Annotated in this window: 23 protein-coding genes and 1 other annotated feature; of the genes, 1 reads left to right on the top strand and 22 read right to left on the bottom strand. The window is 48.8% G+C overall.

The genetic code is table 11. The annotated features are described in order from the left end of the window. Positions 1–14: 14 nt before the first annotated feature. The 7 genes from FA954_RS06015 to FA954_RS05985 form a co-directional block, all read right to left on the bottom strand. Complete coding sequence (locus FA954_RS06015) at positions 15–1307, bottom strand: dihydroorotase (RefSeq protein WP_037994930.1); 1293 nt, start codon at positions 1305–1307, stop codon at positions 15–17. Then, a complete protein-coding gene (locus tag FA954_RS06010; protein WP_206760016.1) occupies positions 1292–2233 on the bottom strand; it encodes an aspartate carbamoyltransferase catalytic subunit in 942 nt (313 codons plus the stop codon). Before FA954_RS06010 ends, FA954_RS06015 begins: the two co-directional genes overlap by 16 nt. Positions 2234–2251: 18 nt before the next feature. Then, the gene (uraA, locus tag FA954_RS06005; RefSeq protein ID WP_037994932.1) at positions 2252–3616 is read right to left on the bottom strand and encodes a uracil permease; all 1365 of its coding nucleotides are present in this window, start codon (positions 3614–3616) and stop codon (positions 2252–2254) included. Positions 3617–3754: 138 nt separating this feature from the next. Further along, positions 3755–4300: a bifunctional pyr operon transcriptional regulator/uracil phosphoribosyltransferase PyrR gene (gene pyrR / locus FA954_RS06000; protein ID WP_037995129.1), complete on the bottom strand. Its 546-nt coding sequence runs from the start codon at positions 4298–4300 to the stop codon at positions 3755–3757. 193 nt (positions 4301–4493) lie between these two features. After that, a complete protein-coding gene (locus tag FA954_RS05995) occupies positions 4494–5417 on the bottom strand; it encodes an RluA family pseudouridine synthase (protein WP_121874252.1) in 924 nt (307 codons plus the stop codon). 17 nt (positions 5418–5434) lie between these two features. Then, positions 5435–5923, bottom strand: coding sequence for a signal peptidase II (lspA, locus tag FA954_RS05990; protein WP_062843159.1), 489 nt, complete (start codon positions 5921–5923; stop codon positions 5435–5437). 79 nt (positions 5924–6002) lie between these two features. Then, positions 6003–6761 (bottom strand): TraR/DksA C4-type zinc finger protein, encoded by a 759-nt coding sequence (locus FA954_RS05985; protein WP_049720282.1) that lies wholly within the window; start codon positions 6759–6761, stop codon positions 6003–6005. Between the two features lie 117 nt (positions 6762–6878). On the opposite strand from FA954_RS05985, the gene FA954_RS05980 reads away from it, so the two are divergent. Beyond that, positions 6879–8231, top strand: coding sequence for an amino acid permease (locus FA954_RS05980; protein ID WP_049720283.1), 1353 nt, complete (start codon positions 6879–6881; stop codon positions 8229–8231). A gap of 73 nt (positions 8232–8304) precedes the next feature. Here the strand turns inward: FA954_RS05980 and ileS are convergent, their stop codons facing one another. From ileS to murA, 15 genes are all read right to left on the bottom strand, one after another. Continuing rightward, on the bottom strand, positions 8305–11076 hold the full coding sequence (ileS, locus tag FA954_RS05975; RefSeq protein WP_037994938.1) for an isoleucine--tRNA ligase: 2772 nt from the start codon (positions 11074–11076) through the stop codon (positions 8305–8307). Positions 11077–11128: 52 nt separating this feature from the next. Beyond that, positions 11129–11358, bottom strand: a binding site (T-box leader). Positions 11359–11402: 44 nt separating this feature from the next. Further along, positions 11403–12341 (bottom strand): DivIVA domain-containing protein, encoded by a 939-nt coding sequence (locus FA954_RS14090; RefSeq protein WP_062843158.1) that lies wholly within the window; start codon positions 12339–12341, stop codon positions 11403–11405. Positions 12342–12435: 94 nt separating this feature from the next. After that, positions 12436–13194, bottom strand: coding sequence for a YlmH family RNA-binding protein (locus tag FA954_RS05965; RefSeq protein WP_175413177.1), 759 nt, complete (start codon positions 13192–13194; stop codon positions 12436–12438). 28 nt (positions 13195–13222) lie between these two features. Continuing rightward, positions 13223–13483 (bottom strand): YggT family protein, encoded by a 261-nt coding sequence (locus FA954_RS05960; protein WP_037995137.1) that lies wholly within the window; start codon positions 13481–13483, stop codon positions 13223–13225. A 10-nt stretch (positions 13484–13493) separates the two neighbouring features. Continuing rightward, positions 13494–13904: a cell division protein SepF gene (locus FA954_RS05955; protein ID WP_037994942.1), complete on the bottom strand. Its 411-nt coding sequence runs from the start codon at positions 13902–13904 to the stop codon at positions 13494–13496. A 26-nt stretch (positions 13905–13930) separates the two neighbouring features. Next, entirely contained in the window at positions 13931–14632 is a 702-nt protein-coding gene (locus tag FA954_RS05950; RefSeq protein ID WP_037994944.1) for a YggS family pyridoxal phosphate-dependent enzyme, read from the bottom strand. Further along, entirely contained in the window at positions 14629–15462 is an 834-nt protein-coding gene (pgeF, locus tag FA954_RS05945; protein WP_037994946.1) for a peptidoglycan editing factor PgeF, read from the bottom strand. Before pgeF ends, FA954_RS05950 begins: the two co-directional genes overlap by 4 nt. 53 nt (positions 15463–15515) lie before the next feature. Continuing rightward, the gene (locus FA954_RS05940; protein WP_049720287.1) at positions 15516–15812 is read right to left on the bottom strand and encodes a YlmC/YmxH family sporulation protein; all 297 of its coding nucleotides are present in this window, start codon (positions 15810–15812) and stop codon (positions 15516–15518) included. A gap of 150 nt (positions 15813–15962) precedes the next feature. Beyond that, a complete protein-coding gene (gene sigG / locus FA954_RS05935) occupies positions 15963–16739 on the bottom strand; it encodes an RNA polymerase sporulation sigma factor SigG (RefSeq protein ID WP_037994949.1) in 777 nt (258 codons plus the stop codon). 74 nt (positions 16740–16813) lie between these two features. After that, positions 16814–17536 carry an RNA polymerase sporulation sigma factor SigE gene (sigE, locus tag FA954_RS05930; protein ID WP_037994951.1) on the bottom strand — a complete coding sequence of 241 codons (723 nt, stop codon included), beginning with the start codon at positions 17534–17536 and terminating at the stop codon, positions 16814–16816. Between the two features lie 17 nt (positions 17537–17553). Next, positions 17554–18462 (bottom strand): sigma-E processing peptidase SpoIIGA, encoded by a 909-nt coding sequence (gene spoIIGA / locus FA954_RS05925; RefSeq protein ID WP_037994953.1) that lies wholly within the window; start codon positions 18460–18462, stop codon positions 17554–17556. Between the two features lie 186 nt (positions 18463–18648). Beyond that, the gene (ftsZ, locus tag FA954_RS05920) at positions 18649–19797 is read right to left on the bottom strand and encodes a cell division protein FtsZ (RefSeq protein ID WP_037994954.1); all 1149 of its coding nucleotides are present in this window, start codon (positions 19795–19797) and stop codon (positions 18649–18651) included. A 39-nt stretch (positions 19798–19836) separates the two neighbouring features. Beyond that, positions 19837–21078: a cell division protein FtsA gene (gene ftsA, locus FA954_RS05915; RefSeq protein WP_037994956.1), complete on the bottom strand. Its 1242-nt coding sequence runs from the start codon at positions 21076–21078 to the stop codon at positions 19837–19839. Between the two features lie 196 nt (positions 21079–21274). Beyond that, on the bottom strand, positions 21275–22006 hold the full coding sequence (locus FA954_RS05910; protein ID WP_049720288.1) for a cell division protein FtsQ/DivIB: 732 nt from the start codon (positions 22004–22006) through the stop codon (positions 21275–21277). A 130-nt stretch (positions 22007–22136) separates the two neighbouring features. After that, the gene (gene murA, locus FA954_RS05905) at positions 22137–23405 is read right to left on the bottom strand and encodes a UDP-N-acetylglucosamine 1-carboxyvinyltransferase (RefSeq protein WP_037994961.1); all 1269 of its coding nucleotides are present in this window, start codon (positions 23403–23405) and stop codon (positions 22137–22139) included. Positions 23406–23419 lie beyond the last annotated feature (14 nt).

The raw sequence follows: 23419 nt of genomic DNA, 5'->3' as shown, positions 1-23419 counted from the left end.
CTCCTCCTTTTCCACTACATCAGGCAATCGTCATCTTGCCATGTCACTTTTCCGTTCAAGATGGTCAGAACCGGCCACCCTTTTAATTTCCAACCGGCAAACGGGGTGTTGCGGCCTTTGGAAGCAAAGTCCTTTGGATCAATCACTTTTTCCCGGTCCAGATCAATGACCGTGATATCGGCCGGTCCCCCTTCCACCAGGCGGCCGTAAGGCAACCGGAAAACTTCCGCCGGTTTCAAGGTCATCTTGTCCACCAATTCGTGCAACGTAATCACACCTTTTATGACCAGATGCGTATAAAGCAGCGGAAATGCCGTTTCCAAACCCACAATGCCGAACGGGGCCTGTTCGATTCCCGCCTGTTTTTCTTCCGCCGTATGCGGGGCATGATCCGTTGCAATGAAATCGATCGAACCGTCTTTCAAACCTTCGATCAATGCTTGCCGGTCTTCTTTGGAGCGGAGGGGCGGGTTCATTTTCCAATTGGGATCGGGCCCGGGGATATCTTCGTCACACAACAACAGATGATGCGGAGTCACTTCGGCCGTCACTTTTTGCCCGCGGGCTTTGGCCTCCCGCACCAGCCGGACGGACGCTTTGGTGCTGATGTGGCAAACATGGTAGTGCGCCCCTGTCTCTTCCGCCAGCAAAATGTCCCGCCCCACATGGACCGCTTCTGCAGACGAAGGGATTCCCGTCAGGCCGTGCTTTTTTGCAAACACGCCTTCATGGACGCATCCGCCTTTGGCCAGCGTGTCATCCTCACAGTGGGCCACCACCGGAAGGTCTGCCGCCACGGCTTTCTTCATCGCTTCTTTCATCATTTTGGCGCTTTGCACGCCGACCCCGTCATCAGTGACACCGATTGCCCCGGCTTTCTTCATGCCGGCCATATCGGTCAATTCATCTCCCCGCTGTCCGATGGTGATGGCACCATAAGGCAAAACCCGGGCCAAACCGGTTTTCTTTGCGCGATTGATCACTTCTTTAATTTTGTCCGGCGAATCGGTGACAGGGTTGGTGTTCGGCATCGGCGCAATCGTTGTGAATCCGCCGCGCGCCGCCGCCCGGCATCCCGATTCGATCGTCTCTTTCTGCTCAAATCCGGGCTCGCGCAAATGAACATGCATATCAATCAGCCCGGGGCAAACCAGTTTTCCGTCGGCCCAAATCACCGTCACTTCTTCATCGGGACGGATCTCCGGGGCAATCGCCCGGATCTTTTGCCCGTCAATCCACAAATCTCTTTGCACCAATTCTTTGCTTTCCGGATCCAACAAGTTCCCGTTTTTCAGCAGGATACGCAACGAAAATCCCCTCCCATCGCTCTTTCCAAGGCCGCCATCCGCACCCAAACTCCGTTTTTCATCTGTTCGAAAATTTTCGAACGCTGATCTTCAACCATTTCATCTGCAATTTCCACGCCCCGGTTGACCGGTCCCGGATGCATGATGATGGCATCCGGCTTCATGAGCCGGGCCCGTTTACGGGTCAGCCCGAATTGCCTGAAATACGCTTGTGCAGAAGAAAACAGCGTTTGGTCATGCCGTTCCAACTGCACCCGCAGCATCATCACCACATCAGCTTCCCGGAGAGCATCTTCAAACGGCACATAAGGCGCCAGTTGTTCAATCTCTTCATCCCGCATTCCATCCGGACCGCTCACCATGATCTCCATGCCAAACCGGGACAACGCCCAGAGACTGGAACGCACCACCCGGCTGTGCTTGATATCGCCAATCATCGCTACTTTCTTTCCTTCCAACTCTTTAAAATGCTTCCTCATGGTGTACAAATCCAACAAGGCTTGTGTCGGGTGGGCCAGGCATCCGGCTCCGGCATTGACGAGCGCGCATTCCGGCAGCCGGTCGGCCAATTCCTGAAAAACACAGGGGTCGGCGTGCCGGATCACCACGACACGGACTCCGAGCGAAGACAAGGTTTTGACCGTGTCATACAGCGACTCTCCTTTGGCCGTGCTGGAAACTTCCGGAGAGAAATGAATCACTTCCATTCCCAACTTTTTTTCGGCCACTTCAAAGGAAAAGCGGGTCCGGGTGCTCGGCTCAAAGAACAGATTTGCCGCAAACCGCCCTTGATACGGTGCATGTCCCGGTTGCCAATGCTCCTCCCAATACTGCGCCCGGTCCAAAAGCGTTTGTATTTCATTTCTGGATAAATCCTTGGTATCAAACAAATGGTTGGGGGCGAACCTTCGCTTCGTCACAGTCAACTGAATCCCTCCTGTCTGTCAGGCTGCTTCCGCCAACTCTTTTTGCCGCGAATCTTTTTCAGGCAAGACCAGATTGAGCAGAATGCCGGTGACGGTTGCCAACGCCATCCCTTCCAATTCCAGATGGATGTTGGCCAATTTCAGCAACGCCCCTCCGACTCCGATCACCAGAATGACCGATGCAATCACCAGGTTGCGACGGTTATCCAGGTTCACTTGATTTTCAATCAGCATCCGCAACCCGCTGGAGGCGATGACACCAAACAACAGGATCGAAACGCCGCCCATCACCGGAGTGGGAATGGTTTGAATGAGTGCCGATATTTTTCCCACGAAACTGAACATGACAGCCAGGACAGCCGTTCCTCCGATCACCCAGACACTGAAAATGCGGGTCATGGCCATCACCCCGATGTTTTCCCCGTAAGTGGTGGCCGGAGGGCCGCCGACCAGGGCAGCGATGCTGGTGGCAAGCCCATCCCCCAACAAAGAACGGTGCAATCCGGGATCTTTCACCAAGTCTCTGCCCATGATGTTTCCTTGTACCACCAAGTGTCCGATGTGTTCGGCCAACACCACCAACACCACCGGCAACATCACCACAGCCGCATGCCACGAAACGACCGGTGCCGTCAACTCAGGAGCGGCAAACCACGGGGCTTCCCTCACCGTGGCAAAGTCCACCATCCCCATCATCAAAGCCGTCAGGTATCCGCCAATCAGCCCAAGCAGTATCGGGATGAAGCGAAGGAATCCGCTGAATGCTAAATTGGCCGTGATGGCGATTCCCAAGGTGACAAGTGCCACGATAAAGTTCTCCAAAGAATAAACCTGCAATTGAACCTTTTCATTTTCCGGATCGACGGATTGAATGGTTCCGTCCAATGCCGCCCATCCGCTTGCGGTTTGCGGCATGTCCACGATCACTTCTTTTTTGCTGGCCATGTCCACCGCCGTGCCTGCCAGCGAAAGGCCGATGACAATCACCACCGAGCCGATTACAACCGGGGGCAGCAAATGATCCAGCCATTTCACGCCAAACTGGTATACAATCAGGGCCACCACTCCGTAGGCAATCCCGACCAGGAAACATCCGAATAACGCTTCACCCAGATGCTTTCCTCCTTGGGAAATGGTGATCACCGGAACAATGAAGGCAAACGAAGACCCCAGATATGCCGGGATTTTGCCCCGTGTCACAATCAAATAGGCCAGCGTCCCGATTCCGCTGGATAACAGTGCGACGGCCGGATTCATCCCCGTCAACAACGGCACCAGCATCGTGGCGCCAAACATGGCGAACAAATGTTGAAAGCTGAGAAAGAGCCATGACAAAGCTTTGGGTTTTTCATGCACATCCATGACAATTTTTTGTGAACTCATTGGCCTTAACTCCTTTGTTGAGGATAAAAAAACGTCTCTTTGCCCATACGCAAAGAGACGCAGTAAAACAATACAGCGCTTGTTTGTCAACCGCATCCCTTTGCCGGACTCACTGGACCGATTTAAAAGGGATTGATGCTATCCTTGATTTTGTTGTCGGATACTGACCCGTTCTTCTCCCTCATCCACTTCCGAGAGATAAACCGAAACCACTTCCGCCCGGGAGGTGGGAACATTTTTGCCGACATAGTCGGGGCGGATCGGCAGTTCGCGATGCCCGCGGTCAATGAGGACAGCCAATTGAATCATCTGCGGCCGTCCCCGGTCGATCAAAGCATCCATGGCGGCCCGAACCGTTCTTCCCGTAAACAAAACATCGTCGACCAAAATCACTTTTTTTCCGTTGATGTCCGGGATGTTGGTTTCCCGCACTTCGGGTTGATCATTTTTTTCCGTCAAATCATCGCGATAAAGCGTGATATCCAACTCACCGCAAGGAAGGGATTTTCCCTCAATCTGATGGATCCGTTCTTTCAGCCGGTCAGCCAGATAAATCCCTCTGGTTTTAATCCCGATCAGAACGCAGTCATCCACGCCTTTATTCCGCTCCAAAATTTCATGTGCAATTCGGGTTAACGCCCGGCGAATCGCTGCTTCATCCAAGATCACTTTTTCCTTTCCCATGCTTTCAAGAACTCCCTTCTTTGATTTCGGCGGCACAAAAAAAGTCTTTGTCTTGCCAGACGGCAGACAAAGACCTCCTGAAAAAGGGCATACCAACCCTTTTTTACATTTCCGTGCCCTTGCCAGCCTCACTGGACTGGATTTAAAGGTTCCTTTTCACTTATCTGTATCATACCGGTTGGTTTTGTGATTGTCAACAAAACGGCTGCTTTAATGCCTTGTAAATTTTTCTCATATCCTCCGGCCACTCCGCTTCCAAACGGATACGCCGGCCCGTTCTCGGGTGCGTAAAGCCGAGCACTTGTGCATGCAGGGCTTGCCCCTCAATCGCATAGGGATTTTTCTTCGGACCGTAGACCGGATCCCCAATGAGCGGATGCCCGATATATTTCATATGTACCCGAATCTGGTGCGTCCGGCCCGTTTCCAGCCGGCACTCCACCCATGTCGCCTGTTGAAATCGTTCCCGCACAAAAAAATGCGTCACCGCCGGTTTGCTGTTTTGAGAGATCACAGCCATTCGCTGACGGTGTTTGGGATCCCTTCCGATGGGGGCATCCACTGTGCCGTGATCGTGCGGAATCACGCCATGGCAAAAAGCAACATACACCCGCTCAACCGAGTGCTCCTTCAATTGTGCCGCCAACGACTGGTGTGCCAGATCATTTTTAGCCACCATCAACAACCCGGAGGTGTCCTTGTCAATGCGATGAACGATTCCGGGGCGGGCAACCCCTCCAATCCCCGACAGTTCATCCCCGCAATGGGCCAAAAGCGCATGAACCAACGTTCCCGAGTTGTTTCCCGGTCCCGGATGCACCACCATCCCCCGGGGTTTATTCACCACAATGACATCCTCATCTTCATAACGGATGTCCAAGGGAATCGGTTCCGGGCGGATTTCGGCCTCTGTGACCGGCGGGACATTGAGGGTGACCACATCCCCTTGCTTCAAACGGTAATTTCCTTTTTTATTTTTTCCGTTCACCCAAGCCAATTGGGCACGGATCCATTCTTGAACCCGTGCACGCGACCATTCTTCATTTTTTTGGGGAAGGAATTTGTCTAACCGCTCCCCGTCTGCAGAATCATCGATTGTCCATTCATAATGCTCCATGTTTTCCCATGACTCGTTCATTGTGTGTCCCTCACTTTGGTTAAAGGCTCTTTTTCTGCCGCGGGACTGGCAAAAGTCAACACCACGAGCAGAAAAACGCCGACCACGATCGATGAATCCGCAAGATTAAAGATCGGAAATTGATAAGCACCGAATTGGAAATGCAGGAAATCCACCACTTCTCCCAACCGGATCCGGTCGATCAAATTGCCGGCGGCACCGCCCAAAATCAGGGAAAACGCCGTCGGCATCCATGGGTTTTTTTCATCTTTGACCAGCCATAAGTAATAAACCACAAAGCCAATGACAATCAGCGTGATGGAGACAAACAGCCAAATTTTATCCTGCAAAATGCCAAATGCGGCTCCCCGGTTCCGGTGCGAGGTCAGATAGAAAAAACCGTCAATCACCGGAATCGATTCATACAGATTCATTTTATGTTCAACGAGCCATTTTGTGGTTTGATCCGATAAAAGAATGAGTAACGCAATCAAATAATATCTCAAGAGTCCTCCTCCTGTCCCCCACCGTCGATAATCCTTTTATCCCTCCGATTGTAGCACAGGCCGGAGTCTTCTCACAAGCTTACGACAACGGGTCGTCTTCCCGTTCTTCCCGCTCTTTTTGAGCATAGGCATCATTGTGGGTGATTTCTGTGATCTCATCCGTTTTCCCGGATAAATCCGTAATCGAAAACCCTTCCGTCAAGTCGACATACCCCCGGTGCTCATGCGAATCAATCATCAACTCATTATAATTTCTTCCTTCCACAAAAAAATCCGGGGGATTGGAAGTGCCGTACTGTTCCACATCCTGCCAGGCATCTTCTCCATCGTAAAAATTCTTGTCACTTTGGTCCTGATTGCGTCCGCCGGAATCCATCACTTTTTCTTCCGCCGGACGCCTGATGGAGGAATGTTGCTCCGGATGGTGATTCACGCAATACTCTGTGGTCGGCACCGCTTCCAACCGGTCTTCCGCGATTTCTTGGCCGCAAACTTTGCAGATCCCGTAGGTTCCCTGATTCATCCTCTCCAGCGCCTTGTCAATTTCCTTCAACCGGCGCTCATCATTTTCATTCAGGGCCAAATCTTTGCCCCGCTCGAAAATCTCCGTCCCCAAATCGGCCGGGTGGTTATCATAACCGGACAATTCGCCGATCGATCCGTTCATGCTTTGATCCATGCTGTATGAATCGTTTTGTTTCAACCGTTTTTCAATTTGGCTTTTTTCCTGTTCCAATTTTTGACGCAGCCTTTGTTGGACAACCGGATTTGCCACTTTACATTTCACCTCCTGTTTGATGGAGTCAGCAATATCTTCTCCGCCTGACCTCCTTTTCATGTATCCCATCCGTTGACGATTTGATAATTTCGAATAAACGCAAATTTATTAAACCCCTTTCTTTTTCACTTTTATACTGTTATGCTTTTGGGTAATAAAGTGGGGTGAAAACATCGAATGAGCCAATTGCAAAGAAAATTACGCCCTCGCCACGTTCAAATGATTGCCTTGGGAGGCGCAATCGGAGCGGGAATTTTTCAGGGCAGTGCAGAAACGATCCAATCCGCCGGCCCCGGGGTACTGATCGCTTATCTGATCGCCGGAGTTTTGTTGTTTATCGTGATGGGATCGCTTGCGGAAATGGCGCTGGCCAACAAAGGATTGGACATAAGGGGACTCATTTATAAAGCATTGGGATACCAAGTTTCATTTGTGGTCGGTTGGATTTATTTCATCATGTGGATTTTGGTGATGGCCGTGGAAATCGTGGCCGCCGGAACCTTTTTGCATTACTGGTTTACCGGCCTTCCGGTCTGGCTGCTCAGCTTTATGGTCGCTTTGGTGCTGGTCGGTTTAAACCTTTTGAGTGTCGGCCTGTTCGGAGAAGTGGAATTTTGGTTGACCGGCATCAAAGTGTTCACACTGATGGCTTTTGTCATTTTGGGTTCCGGATTGATGTTTGGATGGTTTCCGACGGAAAATCCGCCGTATCTCACCCATCTGACGGCACACGGAGGTTTCTTGCCCCTCGGATGGAAAGGCGTGATTTCCTCCCTTTTGATTGTAATCTTCTCCTATGGTGGAACCGAAATGATCGGGCTCACCATCACCGAAATGAAAGATCCGGAAAAATCCTTGCCCAAAGTGATTAAAGATATCATTATCCGGATTTGCCTGTTCTATGTATTGCCATTGTTTATCATCATGGGACTGGTGCCCTGGAATCAGGTCGGCGAGGCAGGAAGCCCGTTTGTCACCGTCTTTTCCGCTTTGGAATTAAAAGGCGTGGCGCACATCATGAATTTTATCCTGCTGATCGCCGTGACCTCGGCAGCCAACACCGGGATTTACTCCAGCTCCCGGGTGCTGTATTCGTTGGCAAAACAAAAAGAGGCCCCTGCGATTTTCAGCCGGTTGAACAAAAACGGCGTGCCCATTTACAGCCTCATTCTGTGCGCCGGTAGCCTGCTTCTGGGGTCGGTTGTCGCCATGGCGGCTGAAGAGAGCGTGTTTCAATATCTGATGGGAATTCCGGGTTACACCACCATCATGCTTTGGATCATCATTTGCCTTTCTCAGTTGAAATTGCGGAAGCAATACAAGGAAAAACCTTTTTTCCAAATTCCTTTATACCCGTATTTGACAGGTTTCACCCTGGCCGTATTGTCAGTGATTTTCATCACACTGTTGCTGAATCCGGATAACATTATTAACAGCATGGTCTTCCTGTCCATGATGATCGTACTGTTTTGCGCGGCCCGGTTCAAATCGGGCCTTGCGGATCAGCCGTTGCCCGACTCTTCTTCTTGATTTTACGCACGACAAATCCAAAGCCCCCTTCTCTTTATTGAGAAGGGGGCTTTGATTTGTTGCGTTTTCTGTTTTATTCGCTCAAATCGACACCCAATTTTTTCACAATGGTGGCACAGCGCGAGCACAGATGCGGATGGTCGGCATCTTGACCCACAGTCGGGGAAATCACCCAACAGCGCTCGCATTTTTCTCCTTCCGCCGTACGAACCGTCACTTTCACCTTCTCCTCCGCCGTCACTTCAGAAGAAGCTTCGTTCAGGACGACATCGGAGACAATAAACAGTTGATCCAAATGATCTGTCGACCTGAGCAACTCCCCGGCTTCCGGATTCGGTGTGATTTCGACAGTCGCTCCCAGCGAGTTTCCGATTAATTTTTCGGCCCGCGCTTCTTCCAGCGCTTTTAAGACCACATCGCGGATGGTCAACAATTCATCCCATTTTTTCTCTAAAGCTTCGTCATACCAATCTTCTCTTGCAACCGGGAAATCACAAAGTTGCACACTGATTTCACGATCGCCCGGAATGTATTTCCAGACTTCCTCCGTCGTATGCGGCAGGATGGGGTTGATGATTTTCACCAGTGTCAGCAAGACTTCATACAACACGGTTTGTGCCGAACGGCGCACTTCCGAATCCGTGGGCAATACATACAGCCGGTCTTTTAACACATCCAGGTAGAACTGGCTTAAAAACACCGTGCAGAAATGGTGGATGTCATAGTATACTTGGTGAAAATCATATTCATCATAAGAGTTGCTCACCCGCTCGACCAGACGATTCAGCTTGATGAGCGCATAACGGTCCAATTCGGTCAGTTCATTCAGAGCCAAACGATCCGAATCGGGATCAAATCCGTTCAAGTTGCCCAGCAAAAAGCGGAACGTGTTCCGGATTTTCCGGTAAGCTTCGGCTGTTTGTTTCAAGATGGCATCCGAAATCCGCACATCAGCCTGATAATCCGAAGAAGCCACCCACAGGCGCAAGATATCCGCACCATATTGTTGGATCACTTTGGCCGGGGCAATCACGTTCCCCAGGGACTTGGACATTTTCCGCCCTTCTCCGTCCAAGGTAAATCCGTGGCTCAGCACTTCTTTATATGGAGCTTGCCCTTTGGTTGCCACGGCGGTGGACAGAGACGAGTTAAACCAGCCTCGATATTGGTCTGATCCTTCCAAATACATGTCCGCCGGCCATTGCAAGTTTTCCCGTCCTCCCAAAACCGCACGATGACTGCTGCCGGAATCAAACCACACATCCATCGTATCGGTTTCTTTGCGGAACTTGTCATGACCGCATTCGGAACAGGTGGAATTTGGCGGCATCAATTCTTCAACCGGTTTTTCATACCAGACTGAAGAGCCCCGTTCTTTAAACAGATTGGCAATATAATCAATGGTTTCATCGGTCACATGAGGATGGCCGCATTTGGTGCAATAAAAGATCGGCAAAGGGACGCCCCAAATCCGCTGCCGCGAGATACACCAATCTCCACGGTCGGCAATCATGTTGTGAAGGCGGATTTCTCCCCAGGACGGTGTCCATTTGACTTTCCGGATCTCTTCCAACATTGCTTCACGGAATCCGTCAATCGAAGCAAACCATTGTTCGGTCGCCCGGAAAATAACCGGTTTTTTGGTCCGCCAGTCATGGGGATATTGGTGGGTGATAAAGCCCAATTTTAATAAGTAACCGGCTTCCTCCAGCTTTTCCGTCACTTTTTTGTTGGCATCGTCATAGAACAATCCTTCAAAGCCGGGAGCTTGCTCCGTCATGCGCCCTTTCTCATCCACCGGGCAAAGCACTCCCAAATTGTATTTTTGTCCGACATAAAAGTCCTCTTCCCCGTGTCCCGGAGCCGTATGAACACAACCGGTCCCTGCATCCAAAGTGACATGATCTCCAAAGATGACGGGACTTTCCCGGTCATACAGCGGATGCCGGCAAATGACGCCTTCCAGCTCATTCCCTTTAAAAGTTGACAGCACCCGGTAATCGGAAATGCCGGCCTCTTCCATCACTTTCTCCAACAATGCTTTGGCGACCACCAGTTTGCGTCCATTCGCCTCAACCAGGTTGTATTCAAAATCCTCATGCAAAGCAACGGCCAGGTTGGCGGGAATCGTCCAAGGCGTGGTGGTCCAGATCACCACATAGGTGTTGTCATCCGAAAGCACATCATTGCCCCGTTTCACCGGGAACAAAACATAAATGGACGGCGAGCGTTTATCACGGTATTCAATTTCCGCTTCGGCCAGTGCCGTCTCGGAAGACGGGGACCAGTAAATGGCTTTTTGCCCGCGATAAATATAACCCTTTTTCAACATTTCCCCGAACACACGGATCTGTTCGGCTTCATATTCCGGTTTCAACGTAATATAAGGGTTGTCCCAGTCACCCCGGACCCCCAGGCGTTTGAATTGTTCTTTTTGTTTATTGACAAAGGATAAAGCATACTCTTTGCACATTTCCCGGAATTTGACCGGATCCACGTTTTTCCGGTCCACTTTTTTCTTGCTGACGATGGCATGCTCAATCGGCAAACCGTGGGTATCCCAACCGGGAATGTAAGGAGCATAATATCCCTTCATCGATTTATACCGGATAATGAAATCTTTGAGAATTTTGTTCAGAGCATGCCCGATGTGCAAATCCCCGTTGGCATAAGGAGGGCCGTCATGCAGAATAAAGGAATTGGCTCCTTTTCTTTTTTCCAGCACTTGCTGATAAATGTCGATCTCATCCCACCATTTTTGCATTTCCGGTTCACGGTTGGGCAAGTTCCCGCGCATTGGAAAATCGGTTTTCGGCAGGTTTAATGTTTGACGGTAGTCCGGCATGTGTGATCACTCCTTTATCCTTTCTAAAAACATAAAAAAACCTTCTGCATCCTCTAGGGACGAGAAGGTTTCCCGCGGTACCACCCTACTGGCTTCGTATCCTTGAATTGGAGACAAAACCTCTCAACCATCCTTAACGTGGATGACGCGGTCGACCTTACTCCAATTTCAGGTGACAGTTCCAGGGTGATTTTCGATAGAAACTCGGATTAGGCTTACACCATCCCTAATTCGCTGCAAACACGAGTTTACCTATCTACTCTTCCCTTTCTTTACCATTAGCCCTGATTCTCTTTTACTGATCTCCCAGAACATCGGCGTGTCCATTAAAACATGGCTTTCTTCTTCAGTTTTCTGGATGTTCTGCGCAACTCGCGGCGTGGTTCTTCTTCTTCATAATAAGAAGAAGCGGCGACTTCGTCCATGACGGCATTATCTTCGACATTGTTCATGTTATTGAAATCCTGGAATTCCTGCGTGTTGAAATCTTGGTACTCTTGGGTGTTGAAATCCTGATACTCCTGGGTGTTGAAATCCTGATACTCCTGGGTGTTGAAGTCTTTATACTCCTGGGTGTTTTGATCCATCAACATCTCCCGGGATTGATCCTGTTCCGCATATTGTTCAAGTTTCTTACCTTGCTCTTCCAAACCGGACTCCAACTCTTCCAAAGATTCCCAATCGGAGTTTTCCAGAATGTCCAGATGCGATTGCACCAGTGTGCGGAAACGTGCACGGTAGACAGTGGCTTTTTGTTTCAAATCAAGCAGCTCGCTGTGGATGGCACGGGCCTTTTGCAATGCTTCGTTGATGATCCGGTCGGCATTTTTCTCTGCTTCCTGAACAATCAACTCGGCTTCTTTCTTGGCGTTTAAGCGAACTTCCTCGGCCACTTCCTGAGCCACACGGATCGACTTGTGAATGCTTTGTTCCATCGAGCTCAATGCTTGAGGCGACGGATGCTGAACAGGCTCCGGATAACGTTGCATCGGTTGCGGTGCCGGTGCCGGCGCCGGCGGTTGTGCGGCTTGCTGCTGTTGTTGCATTTGCTGCGGCCCGGTTTGGAACATGGACTCGTCTTCCATCAAACGCTCAATCTCTGCCTGTAACTCTTCCACTTGTTGTTCCAGTTCCAGTTTTTCCCGTGTGAGCAGTTCGAAATCTTTAATAATCTGGTCAAGAAAATCGTTCACTTCATCAACATCATATCCACGGAAAGATCTTTTAAACTCTTTATTGTGTATATCTAAAGGTGTTAATGGCATCTTTCGCACCTCCTGAAAAAATTGCACGCATTCTTATTCTACAAAATGAAAAAACGTCCTTCCGAAAGCCTGCAAAAATCCATCCGGGCTCCCATCAATGATAAGCACTCAGTTTTATCCATATTCTTCCTTTTTTGCTATGTCCCTCAATACTTTCTACAGCCAAACGTCCAAATCCTCTTAGTGAAATCAAGTCGCCCGGCGCCACCGGATAATCCGGTTGATCCACTAATTTCCAATTCACTTTGCACTTACCGCTTTTCACCATGGACGCAGCCTTTGTTCTAGAGACCCGATAACCTTCTGATATTACTGCATCGACACGCATCGAGGCCACAGAAGCCGTCCGGATCTTTCCGTTTCTTTCGGGAAGAGTCAGTTCCGCGCGATTAATCTTCCTTATACTAACACGATGGCGTCCGACTTGTCCAATACCCAAAAAAATATATTCCGCCATCTCGCCGGCAACGATAATATCACATCCTTTTGCGTGTGGCAGGATGTCCCCCAGCATGTTCCGTTTGATTCCCAAACCCGTCAAAGCTCCCAATACATCACGGTGTTTCAGTTCTTTTGAATCTTTTGTTTCAAGTCTGTAAAAAACCAAATCCGTCCATTCCGGATTTTCCCCGTAATAATCGGGAGCAATCAAAGCGCGCTTTCGCTCTGCTTCCGGATACCCGCCATCCAGACAGAAGAGAAGAGCCGGCTCCCTTTTGACAACCGACGTCAGAATAAACTGCTCTCTCGGATCCAAAAATGGAGTGACAACGAATTGGTTTTTGTCGGATGCGCGGTGCACATAGTCCAAAGAACGTTCCACAAAAGGGCGTTCTTCCGGACGAAAATGCATAAAAATATTCTCTTTTGACATCACAGAATTATAGCACCCAACCGATAATTGTATAAACGCCTAATTCTACGAAATGCAAAACAAAAAGCGCCACGATGGGGGAAATGTCAATCATCCCGCCGATCGGTGGAATGAAGCGGCGAAACACGCTCAAATACGGTTCGGAAACTTTCGCGAGAAAAACGCCCACCGGAGTGTCCCTGAAATTGGGAAACCACGAAGACAAAACATAAATGATGAGCACAATCGAATAGATATTGAAAAACTGGTTCACAATGGAGTAAATCATTTTTTCCACTTCACCTCAAATTTTTTGCCTCTTCCTCTTTGAACAGATCTGTGATCGATCCCTGGATATCCACATTCGCCGGTGTGCAAATAAAGATATTTTCACCCAGTTTTTGAATGTTTCCTCCCAAAGCATAGACGGTACCGCTTAAAAAGTCGATGATCCGCACCCCTTGTTCGCGGCGGACCATTTGCAGGTTGACAACCACAGGGCGGTGGCTTTTCAAGTGATCCGCAATTTCCGGCGACTCTTCATATGCGCGCGGTTCAAATAATACCATACGAATGTTTTTTTGTGTATGGAGCGAAACCACATTGTTTCGTCCCTTCGGGCTGGAAGTTCCTTGCTCTTCTTCCGTTTCTTCGTACAAATCCTCATCGGTCACGCCGAAAAAACCCATAATCCGATCCATGAATGTCATTAGGAAATCGCCTCCCGACACAAAGGCTAGCCACCCCGTTTTTCACCCCCAATCAAAACAGAGCCCAATCGCACCCAAGTCGCTCCTTCTTCAATGGCAATTTCAAAATCTTGGGACATGCCCATGGATAAATGAGGTACTTGCAAACGGGGATGGTTTAACCGTTGTAATTTTCCTTGCAATCGTTTTAATTCACGAAAGACAGGCCTCACTTCTTCGGGGTTGTCCGCAATGGGTGCCATGGTCATCAGGCCGGTGATGTCAATGGTGTTTAAATTCGCCACCTCACGGGCAAATTCTTCTAATTCTTGAGGAGAAATTCCATATTTTGATTCTTCTCCCGAGACATTGACTTGCAAAAAACAACGTTGCGGCGGATATCCGCCTTGCAAAACCCGTTTGTTGATTTCTTCCGCGAGGGAAAAACGGTCCAGCGAGTGGATATAGGAAAACTTGCCAACCACATCTTTTGCTTTCCGCCGTTGCAAATGGCCAATAAAATGCCAAGTTCCCCGGTCCTTTAACTCCTCCCATTTGGGAAGGGCGTTTTGCACCCGGTTTTCGCCGACATGCTCCAACCCCAGGTCCAATATGTTTTTAGTCGCTTCTGTATCTAAATATTTAGTGACCGCAAGCACATGAACCTCCTTTGGATCCCGGCCGGAACGCTGACACGCCTGCTCGATTCGTTGTTTCACTTTTTCCCACCGGTTAGCAAATTCGTTCATTCCGATCCCCTTTCCTTCTTTCCGATGTATGCAACCATTCGTCCGGTTTCTCCCTGATCGCGACGATGGGAATAAAAATAATCTTTATCACAGCTTGTACAAAATCGGGACAAAAGGATATGTCGCGGATGGACGCCGGCTTTTTCCAAAATTTTAGCATTGGCTTTTTTCAAATCCAGTTGCCAGCGGCCCCGTCCCCGACTTACTGCGACTTCATTTACGGCTTCTTCATCAGACAATATGTTTTCCAGCGGCCGGTATACCCGTTCATCCACTTCATAACAACAGGAGCCGATCGACGGACCAATCACGACACGGATTTTTCCGGGATCTGCTCCAAGCGATTGCAAACGTCTGACCATTTTTGAACCGATTCCCCCGACCGTTCCTTTCCAACCGGCATGCGCAATCCCGATCCAATCGACATCGGGGGCATAAAAATAAAGCGGAACACAATCGGCAAAGTAGGCCGCCAACAAGATTCCGGTTTCGTTTGTCACCATACCGTCGGTGTCTTGGAAAGCGGTTTTCCGCGCGTCTTTTCCATATCCCCGGTGTTTCTCTTCCACCGTTTCGATATGGACACCATGGATCTGTTCGCCGCAAGTCCAGGCGGAAAAAGGCATCTGAAGCACAGAAGACAGTTCTTTCCGGTTGGATACGACTTGTTTTGGTTGATCACCGACATGAAGTGCGTAATTTCGGCAAAATTTATCTTCTCTGTGATCTTTGGCGCTAAAACCCACGGTCAGATGAGGAAATGCGTTTTCCCATGCATCCACCGTAAAATAAGGCACGCCACTTTTCTGTTGATAACGAAAAGGCTCCATATACACCCTCCCTTCCAACCATATTACCATATCTTCACACCGGAACAAACCGATTAACGGTACTCATCACCGTCCGGTAACATGGAATGGGAAGGGGGTGCCATCGGGGAGGAGCGGCCGCTGTCCAACCGGACCAAAATCACATCCGAACCGATTTTTACAATGTGACGCCATGGAATCACCCACTCATGCCCCCCGGAAACCAGCCCGAACCATCTCGTTTCCCCGGGAACCACAATGGCTTGGATCACGCCTTTTTGCATATCCAACTCCAAATCATAAATTTGTCCCAACTTGCGCCCGTCTGCAATATTCACCACATCTTTTTCCTGCAACTCGGATATTTTCATGGGAAGATGCCCTCCGTTTGCCATTTCATTTTTATTATATATATGTAAACAGGCTGGAAAATGTAATTGGGACATCCCTTTTTTAAGTGGAACTTTTTCCGTAACAAAGAAAGCTTGCCATTTCCACCCGTTGGCAAGCTCCGGTTTATTTTAATTAATAAATTTATTCATTTGTTGTATGGCTGCTTTCTCCAAGCGTGAAACCTGAGCTTGGGAAATGCCGATTTCATCCGCGACTTCCATTTGTGTTTTTCCCTCGAAAAAACGCATGGACAAAATCATTTTTTCTCTTCCGTTTAACCGGTTCAGCGCCTCTTTCAGCGCAATCTCTTCAATCCACTGCATATCTTTGGATTTGTCATCACTTAATTGATCCATGACAAAAATCGGATCACCGCCATCCTGATAAACCGGTTCAAACAACGAAACCGGGTCTTGAATTGCGTCCAGTGCAAACACTACATCTTCTTTTGGGACATTTAATGCTTCCGATATCTCATAGATCGTCGGTTCCCTGGAATGCCGGTTGGTTAGTTGATCGCGAACCTGCAGTGCTTTGTATGCAATATCCCGCAGCGACCGGGATACGCGAATCGGATTGTTATCCCGCAAATATCGACGGATCTCTCCGATGATCATCGGCACGGCATAGGTTGAGAATTTAACATTTTGGCTGAGGTCAAAATTATCAATGGCTTTCATTAATCCGATACATCCGACTTGGAATAAATCATCCACGCATTCTCCACGGTTGTTAAAACGCTGAATCACACTCAATACCAAGCGCAGGTTCCCATTGACCAATTTTTCCCTCGCTTCAAGGTCTCCGGCTTGATATTTCTGAAACAATACACGCATCTCTTGGTTTTTCAGGACCGGGAGTTTTGATGTATCCACACCGCAGATTTCCACTTTGTTTCGTGCCATGAAAAATTCTCCTCCTCAGGATGGAACTAACTTACAGTATGTCCTGCGAAGGAGAATTTATAATGAAAATGAAATTAAACCATTTTATTGAATTCTTTACGCAATCTCTTAATAATTCTTTTTTCAAGACGGGAAATATAGGACTGAGAGATTCCCAACAGATCCGCGACATCCTTCTGTGTTTTTTCTTCACCGCCATCCAGACCAAAACGCAAAATCATAATTTTCCGCTCCCGGTCTGATAGATGCGATAATGCCGTCCGCAAAATTTTTTTATCCACTTCTTCTTCTATGTCGCGGCAAATGATGTCATTATCCGTCCCCAATACATCAGACAGCAGCAACTCATTTCCATCCCAATCCGTGTTTAAGGGCTCGTCAAACGAAACTTCCGACCGGACTTTGTTGTTGCGGCGCAAAAACATCAAAATTTCATTTTCGATACAACGGGAAGCATAGGTGGCCAATTTGATTTTTTTCTCCGGATCAAAGGTGTTCACCGCTTTAATCAAACCGATGGTTCCGATCGAAACCAGATCCTCGATATGGATCCCGGTGTTTTCAAACTTCCTTGCGATGTACACAACCAAGCGCAGGTTTCTTTCGATCAGGATGGCCCGGACGGCCGAATCCCCGCTTGGAAGCCGTTCTAACAAATGGGCTTCTTCTTCTTTGCTCAGCGGCGGCGGAAGGGCTTCGCTGCCTCCGATATAATAGATTTCTTCTCCCTTCAGCCCGAAATGAATTAAAATACGATACCAAAATAATTGAAACGCCATTTTCCATCTGGCAAACATCCCATTTACCCCCTCTTTTAAACGGCTGATACACAGGATGGATGAATGATCGCCTGGTAAGTCCCGTCGGATGAAAGACTTCCGACATCTATACCTATGAGAATTTTCTTGATTTTATTCTCATTTTCTCCTTGCGAAATGATGACATAATCCGGTTTGAGGGCCATCAGGAGATTATTCTTTGTTCCGGCCGCCCGATAAGGAATCAGGCGAATGCGATTCATCCAATCCGCCGGCAGCTCATCCCAGTCTTTTTCAAACCCCGGCTCTTTTGCTATTTTCCACAAAGGTTCCGGAAGCAGCGGTTTTAACTGCTCCAATTCCACCATGATCACCGGCGCGCGGGTGATCGGGTCCCGCAATTGATTTCCGGTGTCCACCAATCCCACACAACACAATTCTTGATCCTTCAGACGGATTTTCACATCGGCTGTGAATTGGTGAAACATTTGCCGCTCATCCAACGAACGCAATGACAAGCGGGTGTACAACCACACAAACGGAAATCCGAAAATGATCAGCCCCCATGAGACCGGGGATCCCCAACCATGTTGGGACTCCGTGTAAAAAATGCCTCCGGCCACCTGGCTGTCACCGGTCATGACATAGTGAAAAGCAACCATCGCTCCTCCCGTAATAAAGCAAATAAGATAAAACATTCCCAAATTCCTGAAAAAAGCAACCGGATCCTTAAAACCAAAAGCAATCCAAATCATAAAAATGGAAACAATGATTTTCACCGGCAAAAAGTAAGCGATGGAAAATTGCGGCCACAGATGCAACATCGAGTAAAACCCGCCCAGAAGGGCAGAAAGCAATAACCGCCACCAGACAGCCTTTTGCTTCCGGATCCCGGAAGTAAGCCAAAGGAGCAAAAAATCAATTGCGCTGTTGAGAAAGAAAATCACATCCGCATACACTGTCATAAGCTCTCTCTCCAAATCGGGGTGAGAATAGTATATCTTAATCTATATTTCAAAGTCTGTCTAAACTTGCCAACCCCATTTGACTTTTTTCGTCGAACCGGGAAACAACATGCAGGCTCCATCCGCACGGCATGCACAAAAAAAGCAACCGAATCCCGAAGGAGTCCGGTTGCAACAAACAGGCGTTCATTTGTTTTTGCGGTTGCGTAAGAAAGTGGGCACTTCCAAGTTGCCGTAAGGATCCATGATGCTTTCTTCATCCGGTTTTTTGGGGGCAGGGTCTTTTTGCAAGCGTTGGAACGGGTTCAAATTGTTATCTTCCCTTCCGCCAAATGAAGGTTTTCCCTGTGATTGCGGTTTGGCGCTCTTTTTCTCTTGCTCTTCATGATCGAAGCCGGTGGCAATCACCGTGACCAAAATTTCATCTTTGAGATCTTCATTAATGACAGCCCCGAAAATCATGTTCACTTCCGAGTGGGAAGCCTGGGTCACAATATCCGCCGCTTCATATACTTCGTACAAACTCAAATTGGTGCCTCCGGTGATATTCATCAACACACCGCGGGCTCCTTCGATCGAGGTTTCGAGCAAAGGACTGCAAATCGCTTTTTTGGCCGCATCGGCAGCGCGGTTTTCCCCGTTGGCCGAACCGATTCCCATCAAGGCCGAACCCCGTTCCGTCATAATGGTGCGGACATCCGCAAAGTCAAGGTTAATGAGCCCCGGGACGGCAATCAAATCGGAAATCCCTTGAACCCCTTGTCTCAACACGTTATCCGCTTCTCTGAACGCTTCCAGCATCGGGGTGTTTTTATCAACGATTTCCAACAGCCGGTCGTTGGGAATCACGATTAACGTGTCCACATTTTCCTTTAATGCCGCAACCCCTTGTTCCGCCTGATTCGCTCTTCTCCGTCCTTCAAAAGTAAACGGTTTGGTGACCACACCGACAGTCAGCGCCCCCAATTCACGGGCCACCGCGGCAATCTCCGGTGCCGCTCCGGTTCCGGTGCCTCCACCCATTCCGGCGGTGACAAACACCATGTCGGCTCCCTTTAAGACGCTTTCGATTTGTTCCCGGCTTTCTTCAGCCGCTTTTTTTCCGATTTCCGGTTTGGCTCCGGCTCCGAGCCCCCTGGTCAATTTTTCCCCGATTTGCAGGCGGACAGGCGCCTTGGAGCGGTTTAAAGCCTGTGCATCCGTGTTGACGGCAATAAATTCGACCCCTTGCACGCCCGCCTCAATCATCCGGTTGACTGCATTGCTTCCGCCACCACCGACACCAATGACTTTTATCTGGGCAATTTGTTCCATTTCAAGATCAAAATCCAACATATTCTTGTCCCTCCAATACAAAAGCTTACCAAAATCTTTTTAAATGAATTCATTTAACCAGTTTTTCATTTTTTCAAAAGCCGACGGTCCACGCTGCTTTTTCTGGCGAGGAGGGTGATGGGAGGTTCGATGCGACTCGGTTTGGAAAGCCCCGCGTTTATGCAAGTAGTGAATCATGCCGACTCCGCCGGTGTATGAGGGTTCTTTGACGCCAATATTTTGGGGAGTGGCAATCCGTACGGCTCCGCCCAATTGGTTTTGCGCAACATGCAGGATATGCTGTGTTGCCATGACTCCTCCCGTCAACACATAACCACCGGCAGGTTCTTCCGAAAAGCCCATGGCTTTGACCTGTTGGCGGATCAACTGAAACATTTCTTCCAGCCGGGGTTCGATGATTTGCGCCAACTCCAGTTGGGTTACAATCCGGTCTCTGCTCGTTCCAATCGTTTGCACATTAAACATCTTGTCTGTCAACGCAAATTCTTTACAGGCAACCCCGTATTTGCATTTCACTTCCTCGGCTGAACTGGTCTGTGTCCTGAGTCCTATCGCAATGTCATTGGTTATGTATTCCCCACCAATCGGAATGACGGAAGTTCCTGCAAGGTGACCGTGCTGATAAACCGTCAGTGTCGTGGTTCCGCCACCCATGTCCACCATGACGACACCCAGATTTTTCTCATCATCAGACAGGCAAAGCTCACTGACGGCCAGCGGCAAAAACACCATTCCGGCGATATTTAAGTCCGCCCGCTCCACACAGCGAAGCAGATTGGTCAATATCGTCTTGGTCCCGGTGACAATGATCGCATCCACTTCCAACCGGACACCGACCATTCCGTTTGGATCTTTGATATCATCGAGGCCGTCAACAATAAATTGCTTTGGAACGACTTCAATCACTGCCCGTTCCGGCGGCAACGCAATCACACGCGCCGCTTGCAACACACGGTCAATGTCATGAAGGCTGATCTCCCTGTCTTCACTGGAAACAGCAACAACACCATGGCTCGGCTGCAAAGAGACATGGTGTCCAGACACTCCGACAAACACCTCGGAAATCTCTATGCCAACCATGCGTTCAGCATGATCCACCGCTTCACGTATTGATTGTACGGCTTGATCAATATTGATGATGGCTCCCTTTTTCATTCCTTGTGACTCTGCCGTCCCTACTCCCACAATGTGTGGTGTTCCGTCTGCGTTGATTTCGGCTACGATGACACGAACTTGTGAAGATCCAATATCCAAAGTGATAACGAAATCCTCATTGCTCAATTCTGGGCACCTCCTTGCCCGGGAGTCAGTCTTAATGTATGGGTATCCATTTTAGAATGAAAATATATTAAGGAAAAGGGAGGAAACTCTTACAAACCATATTCAACAATCACAGAGTGATCCCCTCTAAAGCAAAACATTTTTATTTATATTCCTATTTCCATGTTTTTCTTTTTAAACAATCTTCCACCTCATATCAGGTTGCCGGCTCCGCTCCGTCATCCGGAATAAACCAGATGCTTTCCAACAAATACAGTGTACCTTGCGGATGTTTAAAAAACGAGGGATAGTAATTCATTTTTTGTGAAAGATCTTCCACTCGCACAAAAATGCGGTGATGATAACCGGTTAAAATTTCCACTTGATCCTGGTGTTTGGAAACGGGTCGGACTTCTTTGATGGAACGTTGAATCATCGGAGGGATTTTTCCAATTTCTTTCACTGTTTGTTGCAGCATGGGATGGGCAAGATCCCATCCTTTAAATAAAATCCGGTCAGATTTGAATGAAAGCTGCCGGTGAGGTAAAATAGTACCGTCCAATAAAATGGGGAGATGTTTCTGATCTTTGGTTTCAAACCAACCGACAACCGGTTTTTCCCGAATCAAAATGGTCACTTTATCCGGAAACGATTTTTTGACCTCTGCGTGACGGACTTCGGGAATGGTCCGGATTTGACTTGCGATTTCGTCGGGTTGGACACCAAAAAAAGAAACCCCTTCCTGTATCTGCGCTTTCTTTAAAATCGTTTCGGTTGATACCAATTGGTTTCCGGACACTTGAATCTCTTTGATTTTACTCAGCGGCGATCGCAAGAATATGGCAAACAACGCTCCCATAAAAAACAAAAAGATAAATGCCAAAATCCATGGTGACGGGGACCGTTTTTTGCCAATCCAATTGCGAAAGGGAGGAATGCGTTCATCCACCAAATGATACTCCTTTCCTCTGCTTTCGCCTGACTGACCAAGATGCAAAAAATATAATCTTCCCTATATATTACCACAAATATGGGATGTTGAAAGGTTTTCGCACAAAAAAACAGCGGCACAATCTGTGCTACTGTTCAGCATCCTTCTTGATCCGTTTGATATTTCCTCCCAATTGTCCGAATGTTTCCTCCATTGGCTCATAACCCCGGTCAATATGATGAACGCCATGAACAATGGTCCGGCCGCAAGCCGCCAATCCGGCGATCACCAATGCCGCTCCGGAACGCAAATCTGATGCAAACACTTCCGCTCCCTTCAGTCTTTTTACCCCGCGAATCGTGACCGTACGCCCGTTCAAATGCATATCCGCTCCCATTTTCTTCAATTCATGCACATGTTTCAGGCGCCGTTCAAAAATGTTTTCGGTCACCCGGCTTTCGCCCTCCGCCAGCGCAAGCAGGACCATGGTTTGTGGTTGCATATCGGTCGGAAATCCGGGAAACGGCTTTGTCACCAATTCAGAAGCCGGCCGGATGGATGAACCCGCCTTTACCCGGATGCCCTCCGGATCCCGACTGAAATGAACCCCCAATGGCTCAAGATGTTCGGCGAGCCCTTCCATCTCAGCTTCCTTGATCCCTTTCATAACCAATTTTCCCCCGGTGATTGCCGAGGCAATTGCGAAAGTGCCCGCGGCAATCCGGTCGGACATGACCTGATGGGAAGCGGCTGTCAAATAATCGACCCCAATGACCCGAATCTCGGGCGTGCCGGCTCCTTCAATCTGAGCTCCCATTTTGGTCAGGTATGTTGCCAACTCAACGATTTCCGGCTCACAAGCTGCATTTTCAATGATGGTCTCCCCTTCGGCACACACCGCCGCCATCATGATGTTTTCCGTGGCGCCGACACTCGGAAACTCCAACGGGATGTGTGTGCCGGTCAGTTTGGGCGCTTCGCACTGAATGATCCCATCCGTCTCCACAATTTCCGTTCCCAACATGGCAAGCCCTTTGAGATGGAGATCAATCGGCCGTGCACCGATATTGCATCCCCCGGGTTTGGTCACACGAACCCGCTGAAGGCGTGAAAGCAACGGCCCCATCAGAAAAACCGATGACCGGATTTGCCTCATTAGATGTTCCGGAATGCAATGTCTTTCCATGTTCCGTGTATCCACATACAACGTCGACCGTTCACGAACGATTTCCGCCCCCAACGACTCCAAAATCTTACACATTGCAAAAATGTCGGTCAGTCCGGGAACGTTTTCGATTTGGTGAATTCCTTCGGCTAAAACCGTAGCAGCCAGGATGGGTAAGGTTGCATTTTTTGATCCTTGGACACGAACAGATCCGGACAGAGGTTTGCCACCTTCAATCACAAACCGTTCCAATGTGTCACCTCCGT

Source organism: Thermoactinomyces vulgaris (genome assembly GCF_005886755.1).
GTDB lineage: Bacteria > Bacillota > Bacilli > Thermoactinomycetales > Thermoactinomycetaceae > Thermoactinomyces > Thermoactinomyces vulgaris.
The sequence above is the reverse complement of the archived record's forward strand: the minus strand, read 5'-3'. Positions and strand labels throughout refer to the sequence as shown.